A 25,687-nucleotide genomic window follows, 5' to 3' on the forward strand; every position below is an offset into this window, starting at 1 on the left:
GGACAATTTTGTCTGTCCTTTTTCTTTGGAATTGCGATTTTAAATAGCAGAGTATATACTTGTATATACATAGAGAACGGTATAAAAAATTAGGTGGTGACTGGCGATGGAAATGAAAAAAATACCTGTTTCATACAAAACTAAGATTTCCAAGTGGGGCAATTCTAACGGATTGCGAATACCTCAAGAAATATTAGATGAGGTGAGTATTAAGAGAAATGATGAAGTAGATTTGATTGTGGACAAAGGCGAGTTGATCATCAAAAAAAGAAATGTGCCTTCATCATTAGAAGAACTTTTTAAGGACTATAAAGGCAAGCCGTTTAAGTCTGGAGAAATTGATTGGGGAGAAAAACGCGGACATGAATACTGGTGATCTTAGACAAGGTGATATTGTAAAAGTCAATTTCAATCCGACGCATGGGCATGAACAAAAAGGATTTCGACCAGTTCTAATTGTTAGTAATCATTTAGTACAGAAAAACTCTAACATTTGGTTGTGCTGCCCAATCAGTCATACTAAAAGAGATTTCCCATTGTATGTTGACATTCCAGATTATTTAAAAACGGATGGAAAAATTCTATTAGATCAAATTAGATCTTTAGATTTATCTGACAGAGGTTGTGAATATGTTGAATCTTTGCGAGAAGCTGATTTGCAAGATATTCTGGCATATATTAAGTTGATTTTTGAAAGTGAACGATAGAGGATAAACGTTTGTTTGTCCTTTTTTTGTACTTTCTTTTAAAACTTGATCGTAATCAAGTTGAAGTAGTACAAATCCTAATACAATGTATTTGTGCTTAGGAGGAAAGATAATATGAAATTTAATATATGGGTTCAAAAAAATCAAAATAGAATGACTGCAGCAATCGCAATTTTAATCGTAATTAGTTTCGCTGCTAAGTTTTTACATTTACATATGGTAGAAACACCAACCATGATCATCGCCAGTATCATCGGTGCTATTCCAGTTTTCTTACACGCCTGGACAGCTCTGATGAATAAGGTGATCAGTATTGAATTATTAGTTTCCATTGCCGTTATCGGTGCTTTTGTAATCGGAGAATACGAAGAATCAGCCGTTGTTACATTCTTGTTCTTATTTGGTAGTTATCTAGAACAAAGAACTCTACAAAAGACTCGTTCCTCCGTTAAGAATTTAACTCAAATGGCTCCAACTACTGCTGAAGTCATTGATGAAGATGGAAATGTTTCAACCGTTGACGTTGATGACGTTGACGAAGGAGACCACGTAATCGTTAAACCAGGTGGTCAAATTCCTGTCGATGGTGTGATCATCGAAGGAAAAGGTTATATGAATGAAGCTTCAATCACTGGTGAGTCTACACCAGTTGAAAAATCTATTGGTGATAAGGTCTTTGCTGGATCACTAACAGATAATGGTACGATCACCGTTGAAACAACTTCAGTCGGTGAAGATACAACTTTTGGTAAGATCATTGAACTAGTTGAAGAGGCTCAAGATAGTGCTTCCCCAGCTGCTCGTTTTATTGATAAGTTCGCAACATATTACACACCAGCAGTTTTGATTATTGGTATTTTAGTTTGGATCTTTACACAAGACTTCCCATTGGCTATCACCGTATTAGTTCTAGGATGCCCTGGTGCTTTGGTCATCGGTGCTCCAGTTTCAAACGTTGCCGGAATTGGTAACGGTGCTAAGAACGGTATCTTGATGAAGGGTGGAAATGCTGTAAATACCTTCTCAAAAGTTGATACTTTAGTACTTGATAAGACTGGTACTTTAACAACTGGTCAAATGAGTGTCACACAATTAAGTCATTTTGGTAAAGATCAAGAATCAGATATGGCCTTACTCAGTGCCGTTGAAGGTACATCAGATCACCCACTAGGTCGTGCGATCGTTAAATATATCACTGGTGAAAATATCACTGCTACATCAGAACTTCCTGAACTAGATACTGTCAAAGGACAAGGACTACAAAGTGCTGACGGCAATATCTTAGTTGGTAATGAACGTCTCATGAAAGCTAATAATGTTGAAATTTCAGCTGAAGCTAGAAAGGCCATGGATACACGTGTCAATCAAGGTGACTCGATCGTCTTGATGGCGGTAAATAAAGAATTAAAGATCGTTGTTGGCGTTAATGATCAACTTAGATCAGATGCCTTTGAAGGCTTAACAGCTTTGAAACAAGCCGGTATCAAACGTGTCGTTATGCTTACTGGTGATAATAAGACTGCCGCACAACACGTTGCCGACAGATTACCGATCGATGAAGTTCACGCTGAATTACTTCCTGAACAGAAAGTTGACTTTGTTAAGAAATTTACTGATGAAGGCCATCACGTAGCCTTCGTTGGGGATGGTATCAATGACTCGCCATCACTAGCTACTGCCGATATCGGAATTGGTATGGGTACAGGTACTGATGTTGCAATCGAAACAGCCGATGTTGTTTTGGTCAAGTCAAGCTTCGATGCACTAGCACACGCATATGTACTAGCTAAGAAGACTGTCGCTAATACTAAGGAAAATATCATCATCGCTGTAGGTACCGTTGCACTGTTACTACTAGGCTTGTTAGTTGGTGTTATTCACATGGCAAGTGGAATGTTCGTTCATGAATTCAGTATCTTAGTAGTTATATTCAACGCAATGAGATTGCTAAGAATAAAAAGTTTCAAAAAATCTCCAAAACTTGATGTAAATCAAGTTAAGACCGCATAAAACCATCTATTATATGACTTGTAAGTTAGTTAAAGATATTTAGGAGGAACTTAAATATGGCAAAAGTAGTATTACAATTAGGCGAATTAACATGCCCATCATGTATGACAAAAATTCAAAAAGCAGTTTCAAATCAAGACGGAGTTTCAGATGTAAAAGTTATGTTCAATGCAGGTAAAGTAAAAGCTAACATTGATGAAGCCAAAGTTTCAGGTGAAGACTTGGGTAAAGTTATCACTGAACTAGGCTATGAAGTTAAGAAGATCAAGACAAAGGAGATCGCATAATGACAGAATTAACAATTGATGAAAAGTTTGCGGCAGAACAAAAACAAGCTGATGCCGACCACCACAAACCAACCGCAGGTGCAATGACTGGACATATTGTTTCCAATCATGCTTATATGAATATCAAGTTGCATCAACTAAAATGGTTCGTTAAAGGACCAAACACTGAAAACTACAAGGCAGTTTTGAACGACACTATCGACGAAAACAATGCTTGGTTTGACAAAATTGCTGACCAATTGTTAGATGAAGGTGAATTGCCACCATCAACTATGAAAGAATATACTGATTACACTATGATCGAAGAAAACGGCGCTAATAAGTATTTGGACGCTGAAAGCATGATCCAAACAGTTGTTAATGACTTCGCTACTGATAACATGTTTGTCACACGTGCGATCAAGTTAGCTCAAAATGAAGATCGTCCATTCATGGCACAAGTTCTAGTTGAATTGCTAGGCTGGAACAATCATCAGATCCGTATTTATCAAGCTTTACTTGGTAACGATGCAAAAGCAGGATTTGAAGAAGACGATGATGATGACGAAGACTAGCGAGTACAGATAGTTCTCAGAATTTGTTTCAAAAATAAAAAAACTTAGACAAAAAATAGAAGGACAAAAGTGTCCTTCTATTACTATATAAAAACTAAAAAGGAGTCGGTCAAAATGGCACATCTAGCTCATAATCACACAGCCGAGGATTGTGTGGAATTGGTAACGATTTTTCAATCACTATCTGATGAAGATACTAAAACAGTTGCTTCATTAGTTTCAGATAAACACTTTGAAAGTGGTGAATATATTTATCAAGCTGGTGATCCGGCAGACGCACTGACAATTGTTGCTCATGGTCAGGCCAAAGTCTTCCAACTTGCCGCTAATGGTAAAGAACAAATGTTGAGAATTCTGCAGACTGGTGATTTTGACGGAGAAGCCGCCCTTTTTAGTAATGAGGATCGTGGTAGTTTTGCGCAAGCTTTGATGGACACTGATGTTTGTCAGATCAAGCGTAGTGATTTCCAAAAATTAATGAAGACTTCGCCAGAATTGGCTGTCAATATGGTCAATGCTTTTGGTCAACGAATCGTGCAATTGGAGCAGCAGACTACTGAAGCTGCCACTTCTAGTGTGGAAAGCCGGTTGGCTAGTTACTTGTTAGAGACTAGTGCTGGTTTGAAGCAGGAACAATTCAATTTGCCTCTGAAGAAAAAGGATATTGCGACTTATTTGGGTACGACACCTGAGACGATCAGTCGTAAGTTGAGTTCGTTGGCTAAGGATAATTTGATCGAAAAGAAGTCTAATACTTTGATTAGGATTTTGGATGCTGACGGGTTGGCTATGGTTGAATAATTGCCTGCCGCTTGCCGCCTACGGTAGAAAAAGAGAAGGCCGCGGTGAAGACCGCTTGGAGCCAAGGTCTCCAAGCTCGATTTTAAACTTCACATAAATCGCGAATTTTAAAATACGTCTAGTTAAGTAAGCGATGAATCGCTAACTTAACTGCCACTGCGGGCCTTCTCTTTTTCTACCTCCGGCTAATTGGTAGTCTTTTATCTGGTTTGGTTAGTTAGAAGTTTTATTCGAAATTAAAAAGCAGCACATTATGGTTTTGGGATATTATTTATCCATTTTCCATAGTGTGCTGTTTTTATTTATAGAATATAAAACTTAATTATTTGAGTAAAAACATTGGTAAGACAAATCTAGCAGATGGAATTGTTTCCCACCATCAGCGGCAGTTAAGCATGATCTTGAGATTGTGACCAAGGGGATGTGTGCAGCATCCAGTTGATACCATACTTATCCGTGAAACCGCCCATCTTGCCACCCCAGAATTGTTCAGCGAATGGCATGGTGATATTTACTTGACCGGATTCTTCTAGATGTTGGTAGAACTCATCAGCAGCTTTGGCACTCTCAGGGTCTTCATTGTTGATATCCAACAATAATGATACTTGGCCAGATGGATCGGCGTTACCGGTAAAGGCATCGGCACATTCAATCTTCATGCCAAGAATCGTGAAACCAGCATGCATAGTCATATTGTCTAGGTCAGCATCCTCAGGAATACCGAATTGTTTGGCTTGTTCTGGTTGTGGACTCAGACGATAGACGTCAGTGGCTCCGAAGACTTCTTGATAGTATTCGATGGCCTCTTTAGCATTTTTAAAAGCTAAATATGGGTAAAGTTGTGATTGCATTTGAATCATCTCCATAGTCATTTTTATGGCTAAATTGTACCAGATTTTGTATACAAAATGTCTGAAAAATGTAATATTAATTATTCCTCTATGAAATGTGATATATCAACGTTTGTGGGACTTCAAATAAGTTATAATTTTTGAATTATGTTTATAAAAATGGTAATATTATTTAACTAAAATTTTCGAGGTGGACATGACGGAAAAATCTGAAGTTAAACAATTAGATGAAAAAAAGATTGAACAAGAACATCTTGATGATGTTGTTCAAAAAATCAAAACTTCTGAAAAAAAATTACAGGAGCATATTGATATTGCTGAAGATGATCTGAAGGTAATCAATGGTGCCTTTGACGATATTCATGTTGGTATGGATGGTGACGCCATCTCGATGGACTCAGCACTTTCGATCCATGCGCAGCAACAAATGCTTGATGAGCGTAATAACAGTTGGCAACAATCCAAACAACGTTTGGGTATTTTGAAGAAATTGGAAAAGAATCCTTTCTTCGCTCGACTTGATTTTCAAGAGAAGGGCGAACCAAAACGTGAAACTATCTATATTGGATTGAGTTCCTTTACGGATAAGACCGATCACTTCTTGGTCTACGATTGGCGTGCACCGATTTCCAGTATTTATTATGATGGAAAACTCGGTAATGTTGAGTACCAAACACCGGATGGCCTACAAAACGTTGACTTGTTCTTAAAGCGTCAATTCTTAGTTGATAATGGTAAAATCCAGGCTTACTTTGATACTCAAGAGACTATCGGTGACCAAATGTTGCTAGAAGTTCTTGATGGTAAATCTTCAACTCATATGAAGGGTATTGTTAAGACTATTCAGTCAGAACAAAACAAGATCATTCGTGATACTAAGTCGAAGCTCTTGTTTGTTCAAGGTGCAGCCGGTTCAGGTAAGACTTCTGCCATCCTGCAACGGATCGCTTATTTGCTTTATCGATACCGGGGCACTTTGACTTCTAGCCAAGTGGTAATGTTCAGTCCTAATATGCTGTTCAATGATTATATTCAAGATGTTTTGCCTGAAATGGGTGAACAAAACATGGTACAAATGACATACAGCCAATATTTGGCACGTCGTTTGCCGAATATTTCAGTTGAGAATCTGTCACAACAGTTTGAAAAACAAGAAGATCCAGTGAAGAAGAATATCTCCAAATTCGTCTCAGACATTGGATTCTTCAAGACACTGACTAATTACGGTAAATTGTTGAATCAAGGTGGCGTCAGTTTCAAGAACATCAAGTTCCAAGGAAATGTCTTCATTTCTAAAGAAAAAATTGCTGAGATATATTACAGCTTCGGTCCGCAATATAATTTGGGCAACCGATTAGATGCGACCGTTGAACGTCTCCAAAAAATGTTGCGTCGTAAAGTGGGATCAGAGATGCGTTCTAAGTGGGTCTCTGAACAAATCGAAGATCTCAGTCAAGAACAATTGAAGATGCTTTACAATACTGCTGATCAAGAGTTCAAGAATGGTGATGAAGAGCATAAATTCTTAGCTCGTAAGATCGTTATGGCGGCAATGCAGAAGGTCTATAGCCAAATCATGCATTTGCGATTTTTGAATGTTTCAACTAATTATCTGAACTTTTTAAGGGCCGTTCCGAAGATCACTGACTTGAGTAAGCACAATATTACTGAAGAGCAGTGGATACAATACGTTGATGACTTCGTGGACTTGTTCAATCATAAGCAGATCTCTATGGACGACCTGAGTCCATATTTGTATTTGTATGACCTAGTCACTGGCAAGCACGGTGAATTGGATATGAAGTTTGTCTTCATTGATGAGATTCAAGATTACACACCTTTCCAATTGGCTTACTTGAAGGATAAGTTCCCTCGTGCTCGTTACACAATGTTGGGCGACTTGAATCAGTCGATTTTTACTAAGAAGAATAGTCAGACGTTGTTGTCAGAAGTTCAAAGCTTGTTCAATGCGGATGAAACTAGAGTAGTTCAGTTGACGCATTCATACCGTTCTACTAAGCAGATTACTGATTATACCAAAGCGATTTTGACTAATGGTCAAAAGATCGAACCGTTCAATCGTGAAGGTGATTTGCCTAACTTGTTGATGGCAGAAAATGAACAGGAATCTTTGAATCAAGTTATTGATCAGTTAGCTTCTAATGATGAAAAGAACTATACAACAGCTATCATAACTAAGACGTTGGAAGAGTCAGAACAAGTTCAGAAGATGCTTGAAGAAGCAGGTATTCAATCAACTTGGATCAGATCTGAAAACCAACGTTTAGCTACTGGAACAATTGTTTTACCATCGTACTTAGCTAAGGGTCTAGAATTTGATGCGGTCATTATGTGGAACGCTTCAAAAGATAGATTTGACGAAGATGAACAACAATTGGTTTATACGATCACGTCACGGGCAATGCATCGCTTAACGATTGCGGCCATTGGTGGATTATCACAATTGTTGGAACGTGTGCCAGAAAAATATTATACAAAATAAAGAGAAGCAGCTGTCTTAGTGACGGCTGCTTCTTTTAGTAACTTGATCTTTTTAATGTGCAAGACTGGGTGGAAGTCTTCCAGTCTAGTTTGATTTGATGCAAATTTTACATAAATTTTTAGCAAAGCATTGTGGTTAGTTTTCCCGATAAAATAAGCTCCTTGATCATCGCTGCCTTGCAGATCGGTGAGCTTTTTTAATTTCAAGTAAGGGTGTGTTTGTAGATATGATTTTGTTTGATGATCATATCCATATTTGGCGGAGTCTCTGCTGTCGAGAACAGTAGTGGCTTCACGAAAGGCACGATCACGTACAGCTACATCGGATGAAAACAGTAAGGTCACTGGAATCAAAGCGATGAAGAAGATAGTTACTATGGTTGACGTTATTATCTTATTCATAATATCTCACTCCATGGTCGTATTCTTCCGTCTTTATCGTACCATGCTCCTGCTATGAAAATTAGTTTTATGATTATTTAAATTTTTCTGAAAATAACAAAAAAATAAATAAAAAATCGACGCCGTTAAGCTTCGATTTTGTTTATCCCAAGAGAGTTAAAATAACTCGATTGAGTCGTTTGGATAATTCATACAGTTTCTCATATGTAGGATCGTCCTGATTGTTTTCGATACTAGTCTTCAATTCCTTCAGTTCAAAAGGTGTGAAGTAGGTCTTCAAGTCGTGACTGCCGTAAAGAGTTGCTAGCAAGGCAAATGTTTCAGGTGAAACTTTGTTGTTCTTGTCGAGAAATTCCTGACGGACGTCACTGACTAAGTCTTCTTTGACACGATGGTCAGGAAGGTAATTGTTAGTCTTAAATACCATGCCGGTGACGGCTTTAGTAACGTCGACTTTGTCGACTAGTGAATCACCGATCTCGTTGTAGATCTGTTTTGTGATGCTTTCTTTTGTGGCCATGGCACGAAGGACATGTGTAACGCTCTTACCCTGATTCTTGTTGATGATTTGGAAGAATTCATTGAGATATTCCTTACCATCAGGTAAAACCTTATTAATGATGACACTGTTGTCAGTTAAGTCGATAATATCGTTTAAAGCTAAGTCGAAAAAAGAACTTTCCGCTAAATAGGCTCTGCGTCTAGTATTCTTAAAAATTCGTACACTGCCTTTTTCATTGCACGATAAAATAAAATATTTTTGAGGAATATTTAAATTCATAAAGTGCTCCTTCTAATTCGACACTAGTTCGTTTTGTTTAACTAGCGTTGCCTTAATTTCTGGTACAAGTTTGCTCTCAAGTAAAATATAACCATCTTTGGTAAAGTGTAGTCCATCTTCTTGTAATAGTTTAGTTACAGATTGGCTAGTCATTTGATGTAATAAATCGATGTAAGATACGTCCATTTGCTTAGCGAGATGTTCCGTTACTAATTCAAATTGTAATTGTCTAGTCCAAGGTCTGGTAGGGTTTTTGACCCAGTCAGTGTACGGTGGAGAAAGCAAGATTACTTTTGAAGCTCCGATAGCTTCTATCATAGTAGCCAAGTTCGATGAAAACTTGCCGGGTTTGATCTCGTCAGTTGTAGAAATATCATTGGCACCAAATCCTAAGACGACGATATCTGGTTTCAAACTTACGATATCCTGTTCAACACGTGTCACAGCATTACTGGTTTTGTATCCGGGAATAGATACGTTAATGACCTCGTCTTTGGGGAAGTGTTTTTGAATAGCGTCAGTTAGTATATCACTCATAACGCCGTCATGAAATCCCGCCATGATCGAGTCTCCAAATAATACTATTTTTTTCATATATTAGTTCCTTCTAAAAAGTTCTATACTATATAAGAATACCAGAAAAAATGTTAAGTAGGTTTAGTAATATGCAAAATTTATCTAACTATAATGAATTTTCCCGTGAACAGTGGGAGACATTTCATGGAGAATACAATAAGCAAGCAATTACTGATGGTGAATTGCGCAAGATCAAGTCACTTGATGATGAGATCTCGATCGATGATGTGAAGTCGATCTATGCACCGATTCGTCACTTGTTGCATATTTATTTGAAGAACTATCGTAAGCTAACAAAGTTAAAGAGTGATTTCCTTAATAGTAGTAATAAGAAAGTTCCGTTTATTATCGGTGTTTCTGGCTCTGTGGCCGTGGGTAAGAGTACGACAGCTCGATTACTCAAGATCATGTTAGAACGTGCTTACCCTCAGTATAAGGTAGCGCAGATGACGACTGACGGTTTTTTGTATCCTAGTAAGATCTTAAAAGAACGTGGCTTGATGAATAAGAAGGGCTTCCCAGAGACTTATGACATGCCGAAGTTATTGAAGTTTTTGAGTGATGTTAAGACGACCACCGGTCCGATCGCTTATCCGTTATATTCGCACAATATTTATGACATCATTCCCGATCGCCATGAAGAAGTGAATCACCCGGATATTTTGATCGTCGAAGGTATCAATGTCTTACAATTAACTCAGAACTCCAATATTTATACCAGTGATTTCTTTGACTTCTCGATTTATATCGATGCTGAAGTGGAAGATATTGAAGAGTGGTTCTTGAATCGCTTCGAGACCTTGTTAGACTTGGCCCGCAATGATCCTAATTCATATTACTATCAGTACACACAGGTTCCTGAGGATAAGGCGTTACAGATGGCCCGCAATGTTTGGGATACGATCAACTATGTGAACTTGCGTGACTACATCAAACCAACCATGACTCGGGCTGATTTGATCCTTCACAAGGCCGAAAATCACCAGATAGATAAAATACTTTTGAGAAAATACTAAAAAAGCATTTCCAAAGTATGACAGAGAGTCGTTTTTCATATACAATAGAATAAATTAAAACTAGGGGGATATGGATTTGAGCAAACAATGGCCAGATGCGGACAGCATTATTGTTTTGGATTACGGTAGCCAATATAACCAATTGATCACTCGACGAATTCGTGATATTGGTATCTATTCAGAATTACTACCTAATACAATTACTGCCGCAGAGATTAAAGAAATTAATCCAAAAGGTATTATTTTGTCAGGCGGACCAGATTCAGTTTATGACAAAGATGCCTTCTCAATTGACCAAGACATTTATAAGCTAGGAATTCCTATGCTTGGTATTTGTTACGGTATGCAATTGATGTCATACAACTTGGGTGGAAAAGTTGAATCTGCCAGCAATCGTGAATATGGAAAGGCTGATATCGAAGTTACTGATACAGAATCTGCCTTATTCAAAGGATTGCCACAAAAACAAGTTGTTTGGATGAGCCATGGTGATTTAGTACGTGAAGCACCAGATGGTTTCACAGTTACAGCAACAAGTAAGAATGCACCTATTTCATCGATCGCTGATGTTAAGCGCAAGATGTATGGTGTTCAATTCCATGCCGAAGTGCGTAATACAGAATATGGAATGGATATTTTGAAGCACTTCGCCTTCGACGTATGTGAAGCCGAAGCAAATTGGACAATGGATGACTTCATTGACCAACAAATCGAAAAGATTCGCGAAACTGTTGGCGACAAGAAAGTTCTTTTGGGACTTTCAGGCGGTGTCGACTCATCAGTTGTTGGTGTCTTATTGCATAAAGCAATTGGTACACAACTAACAAGTATCTTCGTTGATCATGGCCTTCTACGTAAGGGTGAAGCCGATCAAGTTATGGCTAGTCTTGAAGGCAAGTTTGGCTTGAACATTATCAAAGTTGACGCTCAAAAACGCTTCTTAGATAAGTTGGCTGGAGTATCTGATCCAGAAACAAAACGTAAGATCATCGGTAACGAGTTTATTCAAGTCTTCGATGAAGAAGCTACAAAGCTTCATGGAATCGAATTCTTGGCACAAGGTACTTTGTACACTGACGTTATCGAAAGTGGTACAAGTACTGCTCAAACAATTAAGTCACACCATAACGTTGGTGGACTTCCAGAAGACATGCAATTCAAACTGATCGAGCCATTGAGAACTTTGTTCAAAGATGAAACTCGTGAATTAGGTGAAAAATTAGGCATGCCTCATGACTTAGTATGGCGTCAACCATTCCCAGGTCCTGGACTTGGAATTCGAGTTATTGGTGCCGTTACAGAAGATAAGCTAGAGATTGTTCGTGACTCTGACTTTATCCTTCGTGATGAGATCAAAAAAGCCGGACTAGACGAAAAGATTTGGCAATACTTTACCGTATTACCAGGAATTCGTTCAGTTGGTGTTATGGGTGACGGTAGAACTTATGACTATACAGTCGGAATTCGTGCCGTTAACTCAATCGATGGTATGACGGCTGACTTCGCTAAGATCGATTGGGATGTACTTCAAAAGATCTCAGTTAGAATCGTAAACGAAGTAGATCATGTCAATCGTGTAGTTTATGATATTACATCTAAGCCGCCAGCAACTATTGAGTGGGAATAATTGTTATACAAAATATAAATCGAGAATGCCGGTCCAACAGCATTTTGAAGGACGAAACGCAATTAGAAATGATTTGAAGTAACATGGTAGTCGACTTTTACTCGACTTTTTACGTAAAAGTAAAGGTAAAAATGGGCTTCTGTAAATACGCATCGTATAATTGCCTAGACATTAAGAAAGACAGCTATTACAGCTGTCTTTCTTATTTACCGCTTTTTATATCAGGCTTAAAATCATTCTCTTTTAGTTGTTTAAGTATTGATGGTTTTAAGTATAATATTGGATTATTAAATTTAATTGATTCTTTATTGTGATCTATTTTTGTATCCAATTCATTTACTTTACAAATGTCTTTTGATAGTTGATCCAGATCAAAAAGTGAAAGCATTTTTTCTTTTATTTCTACTTCTAATTTGTATACTTCAGAGGGACTGATCGAATTGTTCTTTTTGATCTTGTCTTCTATTCTTGATATTGGTGTTCGATTTTTAAAATGTGTATCTGTGAATTCATCATAGTCGAATGGAGAAGAGGTCTTTTTGAAATATAGTTTATCCAATGAGTCTTTTTTCCATTTTATTAATTTACCGATATCTGATTTGCTATAGAGGGAACCTTTTGTTTTTTGAGATCCCTGATTGACAATAGGATGCATTTGATGAGCTTTATTATAGGCGCTCTTCCACGATCTCCATGTTGGTAGTGTGATTATATGGTCGCTATTGTTTGAACCTTTATAGCCGTATTTATTATCGATATAGTTAATGATTTCTGATGCACCCATTAATGTTTTTGCTAGCATAATTACGATTCCCTTCGTATAATCAAATATTCTCTAATATAGAATAACAACGTTGTTTTGAATAAATTGAAAATAATAATATTTAATATTAAGATTTTTATAAGATTTTATGTTTGCTCTTGACAAGAATTTGAAAAGCGATATCCTTTAAATATATATCGACATAGTAAAAAGTGCTTAGGGTGCCACGGCACCCGTTTTAGCATCTCGCAGCTGCTTTAGGGTCTTTCGAAGATGTAAAGGTCAAGTTCAAAGATATGTTACTTTGTGTGGAAAGTTCAAAGTCAAAAGATGTGTCGTTTCAAGTTGATTGAAAATAAGATTCAGAACATGAACGCCACAGGCGTTCTTTTTATATCTTGATCATATATCATTATAGGCTGAATTGATGTATCTCAGAAATATTTTATAATCAAACTTGTAATAAAATCGTCAAAATAAAAAAATTCTATATTTAATAATGGATGCTCTTGATAGAAAATATCGAGAGCATTTTTATTTTGTCTTATTTTATTAGCAGCTCAAAAGTTCTCGAGCAGCACGCTGCTCTTTTAGGTTATTTGGGTCTTGTTCGATTAATGATTAGTTGTGCTATGGAACAGATCTAAAAAATTTATTTAAAGAGGTAATTCATATGTTAAATATTCCTGAAACAACAGAATTAATTCAAAAAATCAGAACACGAAAGGAAATTAAGCAATTGGCTTCACACGTGCTTTCAAAGACAATGTTAGAAAAATTGGGTGATGGTGCAAAGATAGTAGAATTTAAATCAGTAATACTTAATTATGCTGACAAAAATGAAAATGCTAATCTGAGACTTAAGAGAGAACTATATAGAGAAATTAAAATACCCAGCTATCAAGTGCGAGATTTATTGGAAATTAATAAAGGATTTTTTAAAAAATTGGTTGATAATCAAATACTTGTGTCAAGCTATCAGAAAAAATGGACTTATGGAATGGTAAAGTATTTTAGTTATACTAACATTTTGCGTTGTATTCACAGTAGCGAATTTAAGGAGCTTAAGAAGAATTATGATGCTAATCATGAAAAAAATGTAAAACGAGCAGCAAAGGCAAATAAAACTAAATTGGAGAAGGGAGTGCATATGTTAGAGAGTTTTGATTTTAGGATACGGAAAATCGAACCAGATTTGATATATAGAAAAATGATATTAACTAAGTTAAATCATGATAAATTGGTAGAAGAAGAATATCCAGAAAAATATTATTACATAAGTTCTCCAAGTTATGAAGGACTTGACTCAGCTCCGGAGGAAGATCGTAATCGTTGGGTAGATAATTATATTAGGCATCATCTTACTAATTACGATAAAATCAGTGATTATTTGGGTCAGATAGTCTTCAAACAATACATGTATGATAATTTACTATCTGATTGGGTAACAAAGCAAATTAGAACAGTTTATCCTTTTTACAAGCGAAATACATATGTTTCTCAATATTGTAAACATTAAGATAGTTTGCATTACTTTCATAAAATGACCGTAATGTAAAAATTCATAATATTTTTTGTAATTAGTTAAGGTATTTGATACTTTACTGTTTAATAAAAAATTTCCAACACGATTGTGTCGAGGATTAGATTGTGGAACTACCTTTTATATTGGAGGAATTGGTTTCGTCAATGTTAATGACGTAATTTCTTATGAGCCATTAACATCCGGGGATCATAAGACTGGCGTATTGACTGTTTCCAAAGAGACAACTATCTATGACGACTACGGTAAAGCTCAAACAAACCGTAAGTTAGCCGCTAATACTAGTTGGAAGACAGACCGTCGTGCAGTGATCGATGGACACGTGATGTATCGTATTTCAACGGACATGTGGGTTCGTGCCGATGACGCGGATACATTGACTCTGAACGTTTCTAACGTAAAATAGTTTTTTGGAATTTTAGAAAGATTGCAACTTCTGGTTGTGGTCTTTTTTTATTTCACGAATAAAGAGTAATGTATCGAACTTAATTTAAGCTTAAAAATGTGGATTGCTTGGTGTGATGTTGTTTAGATATTTTGATTCGTGATGGGTTTATCGAAAAGAACCCCCCAACACGTTAATGCTGGGGGGGGTGGACTTTACTGGCACAAAGGGTTTCATGATTTGGAAGTTATGCAAGCAATTGACTCTGCGTAAAAATAGTTAGACGGACTTTGGGTTTCGTGATGGGGTTTTATGGTTTTTGGGAAAGAAAAAACCCAAATCTTTTAGGATTTGGGTTGAGTTTGTTTGTAGTGTTTATGCGAAATCTTCAGCAGTGTAGATTAGACCGTCAGATCCAATTGTTACACCAATACCAATCTTTGTTGCGTTTGGATTGATGACAGCCTTGTAATGATTCCATGAGGCGTCGGTGCCTTCGGCACGGAAGCTGTCCATGATTTTTCCTGCTAGTTGTTCTGGAGTTCTTGTTTCGCTACCACCCCAGTGATCATCTGAGATATTTTCACCTTGACTCAAGTATGATGTTTGAGCGTGAAGATATTTCTTATATAGTTCAGTACCATTTGCATCAGTGTGACTGAAGTTTGTGGTAATTTCGTTGGCACGTGTCTTAGCAATACTTGCCAATGTTGGATCCACAGTCAATGGGGACAATCCTTTGGATGCACGTTCAGCATTAATTGATGATAAAACAGCTGATTCAACGGCAGATGTGCTTGGATATGCAACGGATCCGTTTGATGATGAATTTGAACCAGTATTTGTACTTGTTGAAGGTGTAGTTACAGTTGTGCTACCAGTGTTATTGTTTTGGTTTTGACTTGGTGTTGTGGTAGTTGTGTTTGTTGATGTTGAACCGGCAATGTCACCATTACCAACTTTGATAACTGTGAAATCAGTATTTGTACCGAAGTCAGCAATGTATGTTGGATTAGTCATGCGAACGTTATATGAGAACATGGCAGCGTCAGCGTATTCGTGTGTTGAAACTTGGATAAATTCTTGGTTGTTCTTGTTGCGGATGAATTTGCCAACTTGCCATGCGGAACCTTTAGCAAGTGAACGGTTTGCCATACTGTTTGTGTCATCACGATATAGTGATACTGTACCGTAAATTGCTTTGGCAACACGCTTGTTTGAAGCTTGTTGTTGTTGACCTGATAGGTCTGAGTCAGAAGCTTTTAGGTATTCGTTAGTTGAGACTTGATACATTGTTTGTCCATTGATTTGTGCGATCTTACCAACGAGCCAAGGTGTGCTTGGTGCTAAGGCACGGTTTGTGATGAGTTGACCAGTCTTTGTATAAAGACGTGCTGTAACGCCAGAATGCACGGTTGCAACTGTTGCAGCATCTGCTGTAGTTTCGTTATTTGAAACTGCTAAAACTCCTGTTGTAGCCATTGCTAGTGCAGCTACGATAGCTGCTGATTTTGATGTAAATTTCATGATATTTAATCTCCCTTATATATTTCCCTATATCAGTAATTAATTCGATTATACTTCTTTAATCAATCAAATTGAACTATAATTTTATAATTCCTTTAGGAACATGTTTCTTAAGTATTTTTATTTTTATATTCACATTGGAACTTATAACACTTTACTTTCTTCATTAACCTTTAGATTAGTATGTAAAGTAAAGAGGTTGAGATATGGATACCAATGTTGGTGGTAATATAGCTCGTGAACGCCATAATCAAAAAATGACGCAGGAGCAACTTGCAGAATTTAGTGATCTTACGATCAACTACCTATCTAAGATCGAACGTGGTACTACTACACGCTTGAGTGCTAATACATTAAATAAAATTGCTAAATCTCTAGGTGTAACAATGGACTCACTAATGAACGGTGAAAATATAGAGTCAAATAAAAAATTTGGTCCTAATTTAAGACAATTAGCTAATTTTTTAAATAATCTAGAACCTGAACAAGGTGAGCAATTGAGTAAACGAGTGTTGCAAGTTATTAAATTGAGTCAAAAAACGAATGATTAAAATTAACCCTCAACTTTGTAAAGTTGGGGGATTTTTCTAGTTATATAAGTCAACCACATTTAATCTTATGTAAGGATTTTCGATGTTTATAGCAATTATGTACATATCATTTGAGACAACTTGATAACATTCCCAAACTCTTTCACTTGGAGACGTGTTTTTAAGATATTCTGTTATATCTTTTATATATGGCTCTATATCAGACTTTTTGAAGACAATATGTTTATTCAATTTTAGTAACCCTGATTGTGTCTCACTTAAAACCAATCCTGATTGTAATTCTAAATCTTCCTTAATTTCATCTACGATTTCTGTAAATCTAATGTCTAGTGTCATTTTACTGGACCTCCATTCTTTAGTTTCGTAAATGAAAAAAAGGCGTCCGTGACGCCTAATTATTATGTATATATTAAAAAATTCTGATTCTTCAAGAAAAAGTCAGAGTATACCTATTGAAAGCTGAAATTAATGATGATATGCTTTAAGCACGTTGGAAGTATAAAATATATAATATAATCTATACCATCCGGGGCGGTTAGCGTGTGTGGCAGTATTCTAACCCAATGTACTATGAACTGAAATGTTCCCCCAAACGAGCTGAATCTCCTTCCGCTGTGTAGATGAATTTTGGATGACGCGTGGACTGCGCTCCAAGAACAAAATTAAAAAGCAATTAGCTTGCTCAATGTTTAATTGAGTTTCTGTTTTTGGAGTGCACATACGTCTATTTTTTTAAAAAATTTTAGATGGGACCTCCTTAACAAGCTAATTGCTTGTGGGGAGGTCTTTTTTTGGTTAATAGTTAAAAAAATTCAAAAAAAAACGGCAAAAGCCTGCAATATCACTATTTAGCGCGCGCACGCAAGCAATCTGACGCTCCGTCTTTCAGATTGGTTTTGGGGTTCTTTGAATCTTAGTTAATCCCAGCATAGGCAAGCCGTTTAAGCGCTTTTTATACCATCAACCGTAGTGATTATAAGTGAACATACCGTAGTGGTCGATGGTTAATCTCAGTGACAGCATGAGGTTGAACTATATACCAGGATTTAGGAAGGGAGGATTTTCATTGGTTTGAAGAAAAAAAGTAAAACTATTTCCGAAAAAGGAATCGAAGCAACCAATGGGCTTAAGAGTTTCAGTCATTCCAAGCGGGAACTGTATAAGTCGATATTAAGTGTAATCCCTCCTTTGAAAGATAAGAAAGGTGATTGGAATGAGGAATCGATTAATTTAGCACTAAAAGCCATTGAAATTTTTAATTCTTTGAAGGTAATTTCAAGAAAATGGTCATTCTCAATTCATTGGCTTTACACGGTCTGTAATCCAAATATCACTAAAATCGATAATGTTAAGTTTTCACCTGTATATCAAAAGTATTCAACTGATTTTCCTAGTGATCACTTTGGAGAATTAGCTCACGTTGATGATGATCCTGATGGATTAGTAAGGCACGAAGATAAATTAGTTGCAGATAGTCGATTTGTGGATGCAGGTACTTGGGATTTTGGTAGTGCTTGGGACGATGATGGTAATGTTGTTAAATTTGATGCAACAGGACATCCAAAATATGATGGCTTTTCTAAATCAATTTTATTGAAAATTACAGCAATTCAAAATTACTTTGATTCTAAACGACATCTTGATAGAAATTTTTATGCCTTTTTAATTGCTCATACCAGGGATTTTCAATCGATAGATCGAAATGGTGGGGTTGAACATAAGGGAAGTCACTTTCATGGAGTTCTCGATCTACCGCGCCCTCAGAGTAGGTATCAAGTTATGAAGGCACTGGGTAGCAACTTCGATGATTTTACGGATACGTTTAATTGGATACATGATGCTCAACTAAGTAAGAGGAATGATCGAGTTGAATCATTCTTGAATTCATTAAAGGGAATGATAGACAACTTTAATGTACCCGATCACTATGATGCAGCACTTAAATATTTAGTTCATCAAAGTTCGGGTGCCAAAAAGGATCAAAAGACTCCCTATGACATCGATGAAGTTATCTCCTGGCTTCCTAAGGACTCAATTGAAAACTATTCTCAAATTGCTGGAGTTTTCAATAATGAGGTTGTTGCAAAAGATTTAAACCAAGAAGTAATCGACAATCTAAATTCCCCTTATAATAAGGCGCATCATACTAGTCAATGGGTCGGTAGCGAACAAGATAATAAGGTTTTTAGTTACAAGCAACTGATTCAATTAAGAATGCTCGGAAAAAAGAATTCAGGTAAATTAGAATTTTCGTTTCATTCGCAAAAATTGATTATTGATTTGATAATTTCATGGATTAGAAGGAAGAAGATTGAAATTGTGGATGTTAAGACACTGATCCATGCCGCATTTAATGATGATGATGCTGACAGCCTTTTATCTAATAAGAATTTTGTTTCTAAGATGGATGCTATTTTAGAAAATGAAAAGGAAGCTATTATTTCTGATGCCGATTACGACCGTCAAATGCTAACAATATTTGTTAGTGCAAGCACTGGTGGAATCGGAAAGACTAGATTAGCTAATGAATTAGCGAAAGAGTTTGATAAAGGACGAATGCCACACATGGCGGCTACAAAAGATGAAGGTAAAACGTTTGATGCCTATCAAAACTATGCGAATGAACGATCTTCAATTATTGATGAAGTTGATCCTAATTCATTTAGTTGGTCTCAACTGAAAGATCTTCTTGATCCACATAAGGTTCCTGGAATTGCTAGTCGATTTGTTAATCAGAGCTCGTGGAATGTACACCATACTTTTTTAACGAATGTTTATAGTGATGGTGTTTCTGGGTATGTTAGACAGGTATTAAGGTATGCCCCTGGTGTTGGGAAACTAGGATATTTGGAAAAGGTTAACGATGAGTGGAAACTTAAGGAGAACGATGTATCAGCAATATTTTCTTATCTATCACAATTAAGCCAATTGTTGCGAAGGATTCCTATCGAAATTAAATTGGAGCCGCACGGAAATAAGGCCACTAAGATTACAGTATCAATTATCAATTTTAAACCTGGTGGTAGTTACATCCATAAGTATGACTATGTTCATACTGAGGATAGTGAACATGTATTTGATTCTGTTATTAATGAAAATATTTCAAAAAAAGATATGAGAAATATTACTTTAGCAGTTAAAAAAATGATTGAAGGAATTCAATTGAAGGCAGACAGAGTATTTCAAAGTAATCCAAGTATAACTTTGGATGATTTGAAAGGCTTTACAGCTTCCGGGTACGATATGGGAATCAAGTATCGTGGCAATAAGATGTATCTGTCCAATTAGAAAATGAATATCAGTATAGACATTTTCTAAATGTTATTAGATTTTATAGAAACACTTTTGAACAAGCTATCAGAATATTGATAGATGTGAATATTGTGTTTCTAATATATTCAATACGAAGTTTTTGAATATATTTAGTTAATTTGGAAAACCAAATTAACTCCGAAAGAAAGTGCAGAGAATAAAACGGCAGTGGGTTCTATGCTAGAGGGGTGCAGGGGAGACGAAGTCACCTTTGCCAAGTATATATGTTGCGTGATACGCAAACATAACTACTTGCACCTTTCTGTAGCTTTCGATGACCACTGTCAAATTAATCCTTTTGGCGCAGAGCCATTGGATTAATAAGTGCCATTTTGAAGTCACAGTGTGACTTCAAATTAAACGATTGAGACACTAAAAGAATGATGTTGGATCATTCTTTTGGTCATCGGTTGTGGAGGAAAGGTTGGATTTTTATGTTAAATCTGGATCAAAAGAAGAAGCGTCAATTACAAATTGAAGCTCACAAATTGAAACGAACGGAACGACATCAATATCCCATTCGATTGACATTGGAACAGTATTCCCGATTAAAAAAGATGGCAGGTAATAGTCCAATGAGTGATGTAGTCAACCGAGGGATTGAAACTGAATGGACGTTCTATACGTCTGTTCAGAAATTAATTAAGGAATTGCCGAGTTTTAAAATTCCAAGCGACATTGAAAAATGGCGTTTGGAACGATTCAAAGATAGTCCTGAATTGCTGTCTTTATATGTTAAACCAACTGTAATTGCTGCATATTCTCAAGAATTATTTTTGAAGCGGAAATTAGAAATGCGACGAATTGATAATTTGAGTACTGTTAATTATGCAGTGAAGCAAATTGGAAACAATATTAATCAATTGGCACGTAAAGCTAATTCTGGAGTTGATGTTCCAAAAGATGAATTGCGTCTGTATACAAAGGAAGTAATTAAATTACGAAATGCAATTAATGCAATTTTTGGAGATTATTAACCATGACTTACGTCAAAAGCAATAGTTCAACTAGTGCATGGAGCCGGCTTCATTATATTTTTGATGAAGAAGCTCATGATGGAAGTCGACATAGAGTGTTAGCAGTTGAAGGGAGTCATATTAATTTATGGCGATCGGCATCAGGTCAACCATATGTTGATCAATCAGGATATTATCTAAATTCGCAGTTTAAAAATATGAGACGCAGAGCTCGGAATAAGAATAAGCGACATCAGGCACAGCACTTGATTCTTTCTTTTTCTGAAAGTGAATTTCCAACTACTGGATCATCAGATTTAGTTGATAAGTCTCATCAAATTAATCAATTGGTTAAAGGGTTTATGGACGAGAATTTTCCTGGCACACAATGGGTTTCAGCAGTGCAATGTGATGGGAAGGGATATAAGCTTCATGCTCATGTATTGGTGAATACTGTAAAAGTTAGTGGAAAATGTGTGCAAACAAACAAATTTTCAGTTTCCAAGCTTCGTAATGAATGGAATCACTATATGAATGAACACTACCTTTCCGTTACTGGCCATCTGTATTTAAATCCAATGAAACAAAGTAAAACTACATCAAATACAAATTTGAGTGGTTGGCAAAAAGAATTAAAGGAAAAATTGGATTGGGCAAAAAAAGTGGCTAACTCGCTTGAAAAGTATGTTGATCTGCTTTCCACCAAGAACGTGACAGTAAAACAAAGAAATAAAAAAGGTGCTTGGTCATATGTTACCGAAGCCGGTGGTAAAAAAAGAACAGTAAGAGATTTTTACCAACGGAAGAATAAGAAGACTGGTGAAGTTAGATCTACCCGCGGAATGGGTATCGAATATACTCCATTGGAACTTAAGAAATATTTTAAGTCGAAACAACACGAGACTGACAGTTCTCAAAAAAATCATACAAAAGAGGTTACTAATTATGGACGATCTAAACGAGTTGATGAAAGAAGAAGACAACAAAGAATTATCCAAGGAGCCATCCAGCAATCAGCTGAATCAGGTGACAAAACAGGATATTCAAAATCTGGGGGCAGAAATCGTAAGTCAACTGAACAGTCACAACTCAGCTCTGACTTCGAACGCTAGTGAACTGTTGGAGTCTGTCTTAACTAAGGCTCTAGAGAATGGCGATGAGAAACTATTCAATGAATTAAGAAATAAAATTGAAGGTCAACAAGGTCGGTTAAATGCACTGAGTACCACTCAGACTCAGGCAACACAGATGGCAACTGCGGATCACTCACTATTGGAACAACTGTTTAATAATAATAACAGGCTATGCAAGATTATTAACTATAACAGTCGTAAGGAAAAAGAACTAATTGATCAACTTCAAGATGTTCATATTAACGGATATGAATTGCTTAAGGCACTGGAAAATGAATGTGGTACGACAGTTGATCAAATGATCAAGAAAATTATCAATGAAAAAACCATTCAAAGCATCAATGATGTTTTAAATGATATTGATAAAGAAAAGATTGAAATCCAAAAATCGACTAATGCATTAAGTTCAAAAATTTCTGATTTTCAAAGCTTTTTTAAATTTGGTTTCGTGGGTTTGATTTTCGTTTCAGCCATTCCACTGTGGTGGTTTAAGATCTTATTTGGAATTGTACTATTAATAGGAGGTTACTATTTTGATAAAAAATAAAATTTCATGGATTGATCCAGTAAACAGTGATACGAAAGAGGCTAGTGAATTGAAATATAAAGATACACAGCAGTATGAAGATATGAAAGGAAAAGTTAATGATTCTATTGAATCGTTGCTTGTAGAACAGAAGAAATATGCAAATTTGATGTGCGGAATTTGGACATCACTGGGGGCTACTCCCCCTGAATGGATTTTAAAAGAACCATTGTCCAATTGGACTAATGAAAAAATGGATAATTATTTCAGTCAGAATGAAAATTGGGCGAGCGTTAATGGTAAAAATCCTAAGGAAACAATGTGTGAAAATTTGGAACACGTTTTTACTTATGATCTCACGAGTTCAAGACTGACGGAGATCAATAAGTTTAAGAAGCTCATTGTTTCTGACCCAAATAAATTTTTGGGTAATGAATTGAATATTATTAGGCTTACTTCAGAAAGCAAAACTATTAACAAAGAATCATTAGACTTACATGTTCCTAGCTTTTTTGATCATTTGAAAGGTCAGGATAAGTTAAGAACTTTAAATCGGGGAATGATTGAAACTACAAAATTCTTGGCTGGAAAACATGTCGATACTCAATATAAAAATGTTACTAAAGTCAATCTTCAAAATGAGATCAAGAAAGCTTTTCTTGAAATGACTAGCGAACATTCAAATCAATCACAAAAAGATGAAATCAAGGATCAAGGCAAGAACAATCTAGAACTTTAAAAATTAACAGGAAGGAAGTATTAAACATGCCAAATACAACAAGTAACATTATGGTAACAGCAGATGATATTGAAACAATGGGATTCAAACGAGGTCAAGCGGTTATGATTGTTCGACAGGTCAAACAAATTATGGTCAATCGGGGCTTTGAGCTCTATAATAATAAGCGTCTAGGTGTTGTGCCTAAAAGTGCTGTTTTGGATCTAATTGGTGTCTCGAATGACGGAGATGTTAAATATTGAAGACAAGATATCCAAATGTTTACAAAGACAAAGACGGACATTTTTTTTACCACATTTTTTTAGGGATTGACCCTGTCAAGGGTAAGCCCACTCAGCAAAAACGTAAAAAGGGTAAAAATGGAGAGCCATTCAAAAGTGCTAAAGAGGCATATCTAGCTGCTATTGAGGCTAAACATGACTTTGAAATTTCAGCTGGGAGAGCTGATTGTGATTTAACAATCAGTGATTTTATTAGATTAGAGTATCGGCCCTATTATAAAGCTTCTGTGCAGGATGGTACTTATAATTCTCATAGTAATGCTATAGAGTATGTAGCCGATCGTTTGGGTAATATTAAGTTAGTTGACTTGAATACTCGTGAATGTGAGCATTTTCGCCTTTGGCTTTTGAAAAACGATGATTTATCAACTAACTATTCTGGTTTGGTTTATGGTGTTCTGCGCCAGATACTAGATTATGCTGTAACACTTAATTATGTTGAAGAAAACGTAAGTAAGAAGACTGGATCAATTCCAAAGAAAAAAGTGGATATTCCGTATTGGACTTTGAATCAATTTGAGCGTGTTATTTCTACTATTTATGTTGATGATTACTATGAGCATATGTGCTTTGTTATGATTTGGTTATACTATATGACTGGAATTAGAGTTGGCGAGGGTTTGGCTCTACGTTGGAAAGATGTTGATTTTGAAAACAAAAAATTAAAGATCTATCAAACTTTAAAAATGGTAAATCGTAACAATTTTGTTGTCCAGGATCACACTAAAACTAAGTCCGGTATGAGAACCATTGCTCTTGACGATGAAACTATCAATTGTTTAAAAGATTGGAAGAAAGTTCAAAGAAGTCATGGTGATAATGATTTCATACTTACATGTACAGGATCTCCTCAACATAGATCAACAGTGAAACGAATAATAGAGAAATATGCCAAAGCTGCTAAAGTACCAGTGATTCAGCCAAAGGGTTTGAGACATAGTCATGTTTCTTATTTAATTAATGTGGTTCACGCTAATATTACATTGATTAGTAACAGACTAGGACATTCAAGTCCTGATATTACATTAAAGTATTATGCACATATGTTTCCTAAAGCTGATGATGTGATTGCTAAGGAAATGAATGGTACAATCAAATATTCAAAGGCGAAAGAGTCCAAATTGAAGGGGTTCAATGGTAATCAGTTCTTTAAGAGAGCTTAGGTAGATTATCGATTTCAAATGAATAAATCGACTTTTAGTCGACTTATAAGTACCTTGCTAATGTATTAAACTCATGGGGCAGTAAGATGCAACTGCATTTTATGTCTCATTGAGTGGGAATAAGTAGCCAATATAACTTGAAGGCAAATGCCGGTATATCAGGCTTCTTGTGACGGAACATTAGGCTAAAATCATGTAAATTAACATGGTTCCCAGCCAAAACCCATCCAAAATTGCAGTAAAAAAATAAAGCTCTGACAGTTGATGTCAGGGCTTTTTTTTGGGTCTACGTCAAATAGTATTGTGAAATCTAAATCATGCCATAACCTGAACTCTTAAGTTTAGACAAATAATTATGCAGTGATTTATATACTTTGATTTCTAAAATCGACACATAGTGACGCACGCCTCTGCTAAGATTCCCAAGTAAACAAAAGTTATTTGTCGAAAAGGGGAATAAATATGGGAATAGGAATCAACAAATTCTACAAAAAGGCAGCTGTCAGTGCATAAGAGTCGCTAGATAAGGAAACCTAGTACTTAAGTGCTAGGAGGAATTATCGTCTTGAGCGACCACCTTTTTTAATATTTATTACGTTAGCATTTTTGATTAATTAGGAGCTTATTTAAGAGCTTATTTTTATCGTAAATGGTATGCTTAACCTATCCTAAAGAGAGGACTAGACCAGATGAG

At 36.2% G+C, this 25,687-nt stretch carries 26 protein-coding genes; 19 read left to right on the top strand and 7 right to left on the bottom strand.

The window, feature by feature from the left end:
• Nucleotides 1-106: 106 nt before the first annotated feature.
• The 6 genes from U8519_RS11790 to U8519_RS11815 all read left to right on the top strand — a co-directional run bounded on the left by U8519_RS11790 (nucleotide 107) and on the right by U8519_RS11815 (nucleotide 4,359).
• Nucleotides 107-376, top strand: coding sequence for an AbrB/MazE/SpoVT family DNA-binding domain-containing protein (locus U8519_RS11790; RefSeq protein ID WP_334330516.1), 270 nt, complete (start codon nucleotides 107-109; stop codon nucleotides 374-376).
• Complete coding sequence (locus tag U8519_RS11795) at nucleotides 363-707, top strand: type II toxin-antitoxin system PemK/MazF family toxin (RefSeq protein WP_334330517.1); 345 nt, start codon at nucleotides 363-365, stop codon at nucleotides 705-707. The genes U8519_RS11790 and U8519_RS11795 overlap by 14 nt, the downstream gene beginning before the upstream one ends.
• A 114-nt stretch (nucleotides 708-821) precedes the next feature.
• Nucleotides 822-2,717 carry a heavy metal translocating P-type ATPase gene (locus U8519_RS11800; RefSeq protein ID WP_334330518.1) on the top strand — a complete coding sequence of 632 codons (1,896 nt, stop codon included), beginning with the start codon at nucleotides 822-824 and terminating at the stop codon, nucleotides 2,715-2,717.
• A gap of 56 nt (nucleotides 2,718-2,773) precedes the next feature.
• Nucleotides 2,774-3,004 carry a heavy-metal-associated domain-containing protein gene (locus U8519_RS11805; protein ID WP_334330519.1) on the top strand — a complete coding sequence of 77 codons (231 nt, stop codon included), beginning with the start codon at nucleotides 2,774-2,776 and terminating at the stop codon, nucleotides 3,002-3,004.
• Nucleotides 3,004-3,558: a ferritin-like domain-containing protein gene (locus U8519_RS11810; RefSeq protein ID WP_334330520.1), complete on the top strand. Its 555-nt coding sequence runs from the start codon at nucleotides 3,004-3,006 to the stop codon at nucleotides 3,556-3,558. Before U8519_RS11805 ends, U8519_RS11810 begins: the two co-directional genes overlap by 1 nt.
• 114 nt (nucleotides 3,559-3,672) lie before the next feature.
• Nucleotides 3,673-4,359: a Crp/Fnr family transcriptional regulator gene (locus tag U8519_RS11815; RefSeq protein WP_334330521.1), complete on the top strand. Its 687-nt coding sequence runs from the start codon at nucleotides 3,673-3,675 to the stop codon at nucleotides 4,357-4,359.
• A gap of 389 nt (nucleotides 4,360-4,748) precedes the next feature.
• Here U8519_RS11815 and U8519_RS11820 read toward each other — a convergent pair whose 3' ends face one another.
• Nucleotides 4,749-5,210, bottom strand: a complete 462-nt coding sequence (locus U8519_RS11820; RefSeq protein WP_334330522.1) for a VOC family protein — start codon at nucleotides 5,208-5,210, stop codon at nucleotides 4,749-4,751.
• Between the two features lie 196 nt (nucleotides 5,211-5,406).
• On the opposite strand from U8519_RS11820, the gene helD reads away from it, so the two are divergent.
• Nucleotides 5,407-7,713, top strand: coding sequence for an RNA polymerase recycling motor HelD (helD, locus tag U8519_RS11825; RefSeq protein ID WP_334330523.1), 2,307 nt, complete (start codon nucleotides 5,407-5,409; stop codon nucleotides 7,711-7,713).
• Here the strand turns inward: helD and U8519_RS11830 are convergent.
• From U8519_RS11830 to U8519_RS11840, 3 genes are all read right to left on the bottom strand, one after another.
• Complete coding sequence (locus U8519_RS11830) at nucleotides 7,701-8,114, bottom strand: hypothetical protein (RefSeq protein WP_334330524.1); 414 nt, start codon at nucleotides 8,112-8,114, stop codon at nucleotides 7,701-7,703. The two genes, helD and U8519_RS11830, sit on opposite strands and share 13 nt — an antisense overlap.
• 142 nt (nucleotides 8,115-8,256) lie before the next feature.
• Nucleotides 8,257-8,895 (bottom strand): GPP34 family phosphoprotein, encoded by a 639-nt coding sequence (locus U8519_RS11835; RefSeq protein WP_334330525.1) that lies wholly within the window; start codon nucleotides 8,893-8,895, stop codon nucleotides 8,257-8,259.
• A 12-nt stretch (nucleotides 8,896-8,907) separates the two neighbouring features.
• Nucleotides 8,908-9,489 carry an SGNH/GDSL hydrolase family protein gene (locus U8519_RS11840; protein WP_334330526.1) on the bottom strand — a complete coding sequence of 194 codons (582 nt, stop codon included), beginning with the start codon at nucleotides 9,487-9,489 and terminating at the stop codon, nucleotides 8,908-8,910.
• Between the two features lie 71 nt (nucleotides 9,490-9,560).
• Here U8519_RS11840 and coaA point away from each other — a divergent pair, with 71 nt between their 5' ends.
• Both coaA and guaA read left to right on the top strand, forming a co-directional pair.
• Nucleotides 9,561-10,487 (top strand): type I pantothenate kinase, encoded by a 927-nt coding sequence (coaA, locus tag U8519_RS11845; protein WP_334330527.1) that lies wholly within the window; start codon nucleotides 9,561-9,563, stop codon nucleotides 10,485-10,487.
• A gap of 70 nt (nucleotides 10,488-10,557) precedes the next feature.
• Nucleotides 10,558-12,114 (top strand): glutamine-hydrolyzing GMP synthase, encoded by a 1,557-nt coding sequence (gene guaA / locus U8519_RS11850; protein WP_334330528.1) that lies wholly within the window; start codon nucleotides 10,558-10,560, stop codon nucleotides 12,112-12,114.
• Nucleotides 12,115-12,316: 202 nt separating this feature from the next.
• Here guaA and U8519_RS11855 read toward each other — a convergent pair whose 3' ends face one another.
• Nucleotides 12,317-12,916 carry a hypothetical protein gene (locus U8519_RS11855; RefSeq protein ID WP_334330529.1) on the bottom strand — a complete coding sequence of 200 codons (600 nt, stop codon included), beginning with the start codon at nucleotides 12,914-12,916 and terminating at the stop codon, nucleotides 12,317-12,319.
• Nucleotides 12,917-13,550: 634 nt separating this feature from the next.
• Here U8519_RS11855 and U8519_RS11860 point away from each other — a divergent pair.
• Nucleotides 13,551-14,396 (top strand): hypothetical protein, encoded by an 846-nt coding sequence (locus U8519_RS11860; protein ID WP_334330530.1) that lies wholly within the window; start codon nucleotides 13,551-13,553, stop codon nucleotides 14,394-14,396.
• A gap of 112 nt (nucleotides 14,397-14,508) precedes the next feature.
• Nucleotides 14,509-14,826: a hypothetical protein gene (locus U8519_RS11865; RefSeq protein ID WP_334330531.1), complete on the top strand. Its 318-nt coding sequence runs from the start codon at nucleotides 14,509-14,511 to the stop codon at nucleotides 14,824-14,826.
• Nucleotides 14,827-15,180: 354 nt separating this feature from the next.
• Here the strand turns inward: U8519_RS11865 and U8519_RS11870 are convergent, their stop codons facing one another.
• Nucleotides 15,181-16,332: a CAP domain-containing protein gene (locus tag U8519_RS11870; protein WP_334330532.1), complete on the bottom strand. Its 1,152-nt coding sequence runs from the start codon at nucleotides 16,330-16,332 to the stop codon at nucleotides 15,181-15,183.
• A gap of 206 nt (nucleotides 16,333-16,538) precedes the next feature.
• On the opposite strand from U8519_RS11870, the gene U8519_RS11875 reads away from it, so the two are divergent.
• A complete protein-coding gene (locus U8519_RS11875; protein ID WP_334330533.1) occupies nucleotides 16,539-16,883 on the top strand; it encodes a helix-turn-helix domain-containing protein in 345 nt (114 codons plus the stop codon).
• Nucleotides 16,884-16,919: 36 nt separating this feature from the next.
• On the opposite strand, the gene U8519_RS11880 is transcribed toward U8519_RS11875, so the two are convergent.
• Entirely contained in the window at nucleotides 16,920-17,219 is a 300-nt protein-coding gene (locus U8519_RS11880) for a hypothetical protein (RefSeq protein WP_334330534.1), read from the bottom strand.
• 735 nt (nucleotides 17,220-17,954) lie between these two features.
• Here U8519_RS11880 and U8519_RS11885 point away from each other — a divergent pair.
• The 7 genes from U8519_RS11885 (at nucleotide 17,955) to U8519_RS11915 (ending at nucleotide 24,993) form a co-directional block, all read left to right on the top strand.
• Complete coding sequence (locus U8519_RS11885; RefSeq protein ID WP_334330535.1) at nucleotides 17,955-20,171, top strand: hypothetical protein; 2,217 nt, start codon at nucleotides 17,955-17,957, stop codon at nucleotides 20,169-20,171.
• A 458-nt stretch (nucleotides 20,172-20,629) separates the two neighbouring features.
• Nucleotides 20,630-21,172, top strand: a complete 543-nt coding sequence (gene mobC, locus U8519_RS11890) for a plasmid mobilization relaxosome protein MobC (protein ID WP_334330536.1) — start codon at nucleotides 20,630-20,632, stop codon at nucleotides 21,170-21,172.
• A gap of 2 nt (nucleotides 21,173-21,174) precedes the next feature.
• Nucleotides 21,175-22,263 carry a relaxase/mobilization nuclease domain-containing protein gene (locus tag U8519_RS11895; RefSeq protein WP_334330537.1) on the top strand — a complete coding sequence of 363 codons (1,089 nt, stop codon included), beginning with the start codon at nucleotides 21,175-21,177 and terminating at the stop codon, nucleotides 22,261-22,263.
• A 7-nt stretch (nucleotides 22,264-22,270) separates the two neighbouring features.
• Nucleotides 22,271-22,831, top strand: a complete 561-nt coding sequence (locus tag U8519_RS11900; RefSeq protein ID WP_334330538.1) for a hypothetical protein — start codon at nucleotides 22,271-22,273, stop codon at nucleotides 22,829-22,831.
• Complete coding sequence (locus U8519_RS11905) at nucleotides 22,818-23,549, top strand: hypothetical protein (RefSeq protein ID WP_334330539.1); 732 nt, start codon at nucleotides 22,818-22,820, stop codon at nucleotides 23,547-23,549. Before U8519_RS11900 ends, U8519_RS11905 begins: the two co-directional genes overlap by 14 nt.
• Before the next feature lie 26 nt (nucleotides 23,550-23,575).
• Nucleotides 23,576-23,791, top strand: coding sequence for a DUF3173 family protein (locus tag U8519_RS11910; RefSeq protein ID WP_334330540.1), 216 nt, complete (start codon nucleotides 23,576-23,578; stop codon nucleotides 23,789-23,791).
• Nucleotides 23,788-24,993, top strand: a complete 1,206-nt coding sequence (locus tag U8519_RS11915) for a tyrosine-type recombinase/integrase (RefSeq protein WP_334330541.1) — start codon at nucleotides 23,788-23,790, stop codon at nucleotides 24,991-24,993. The genes U8519_RS11910 and U8519_RS11915 overlap by 4 nt, the downstream gene beginning before the upstream one ends.
• The last annotated feature ends 694 nt before the right edge of the window (nucleotides 24,994-25,687 follow it).

This window comes from Companilactobacillus sp. HBUAS59699, assembly GCF_036913575.1.
In the GTDB taxonomy this organism is placed as follows: Bacteria; Bacillota; Bacilli; order Lactobacillales; family Lactobacillaceae; genus Companilactobacillus.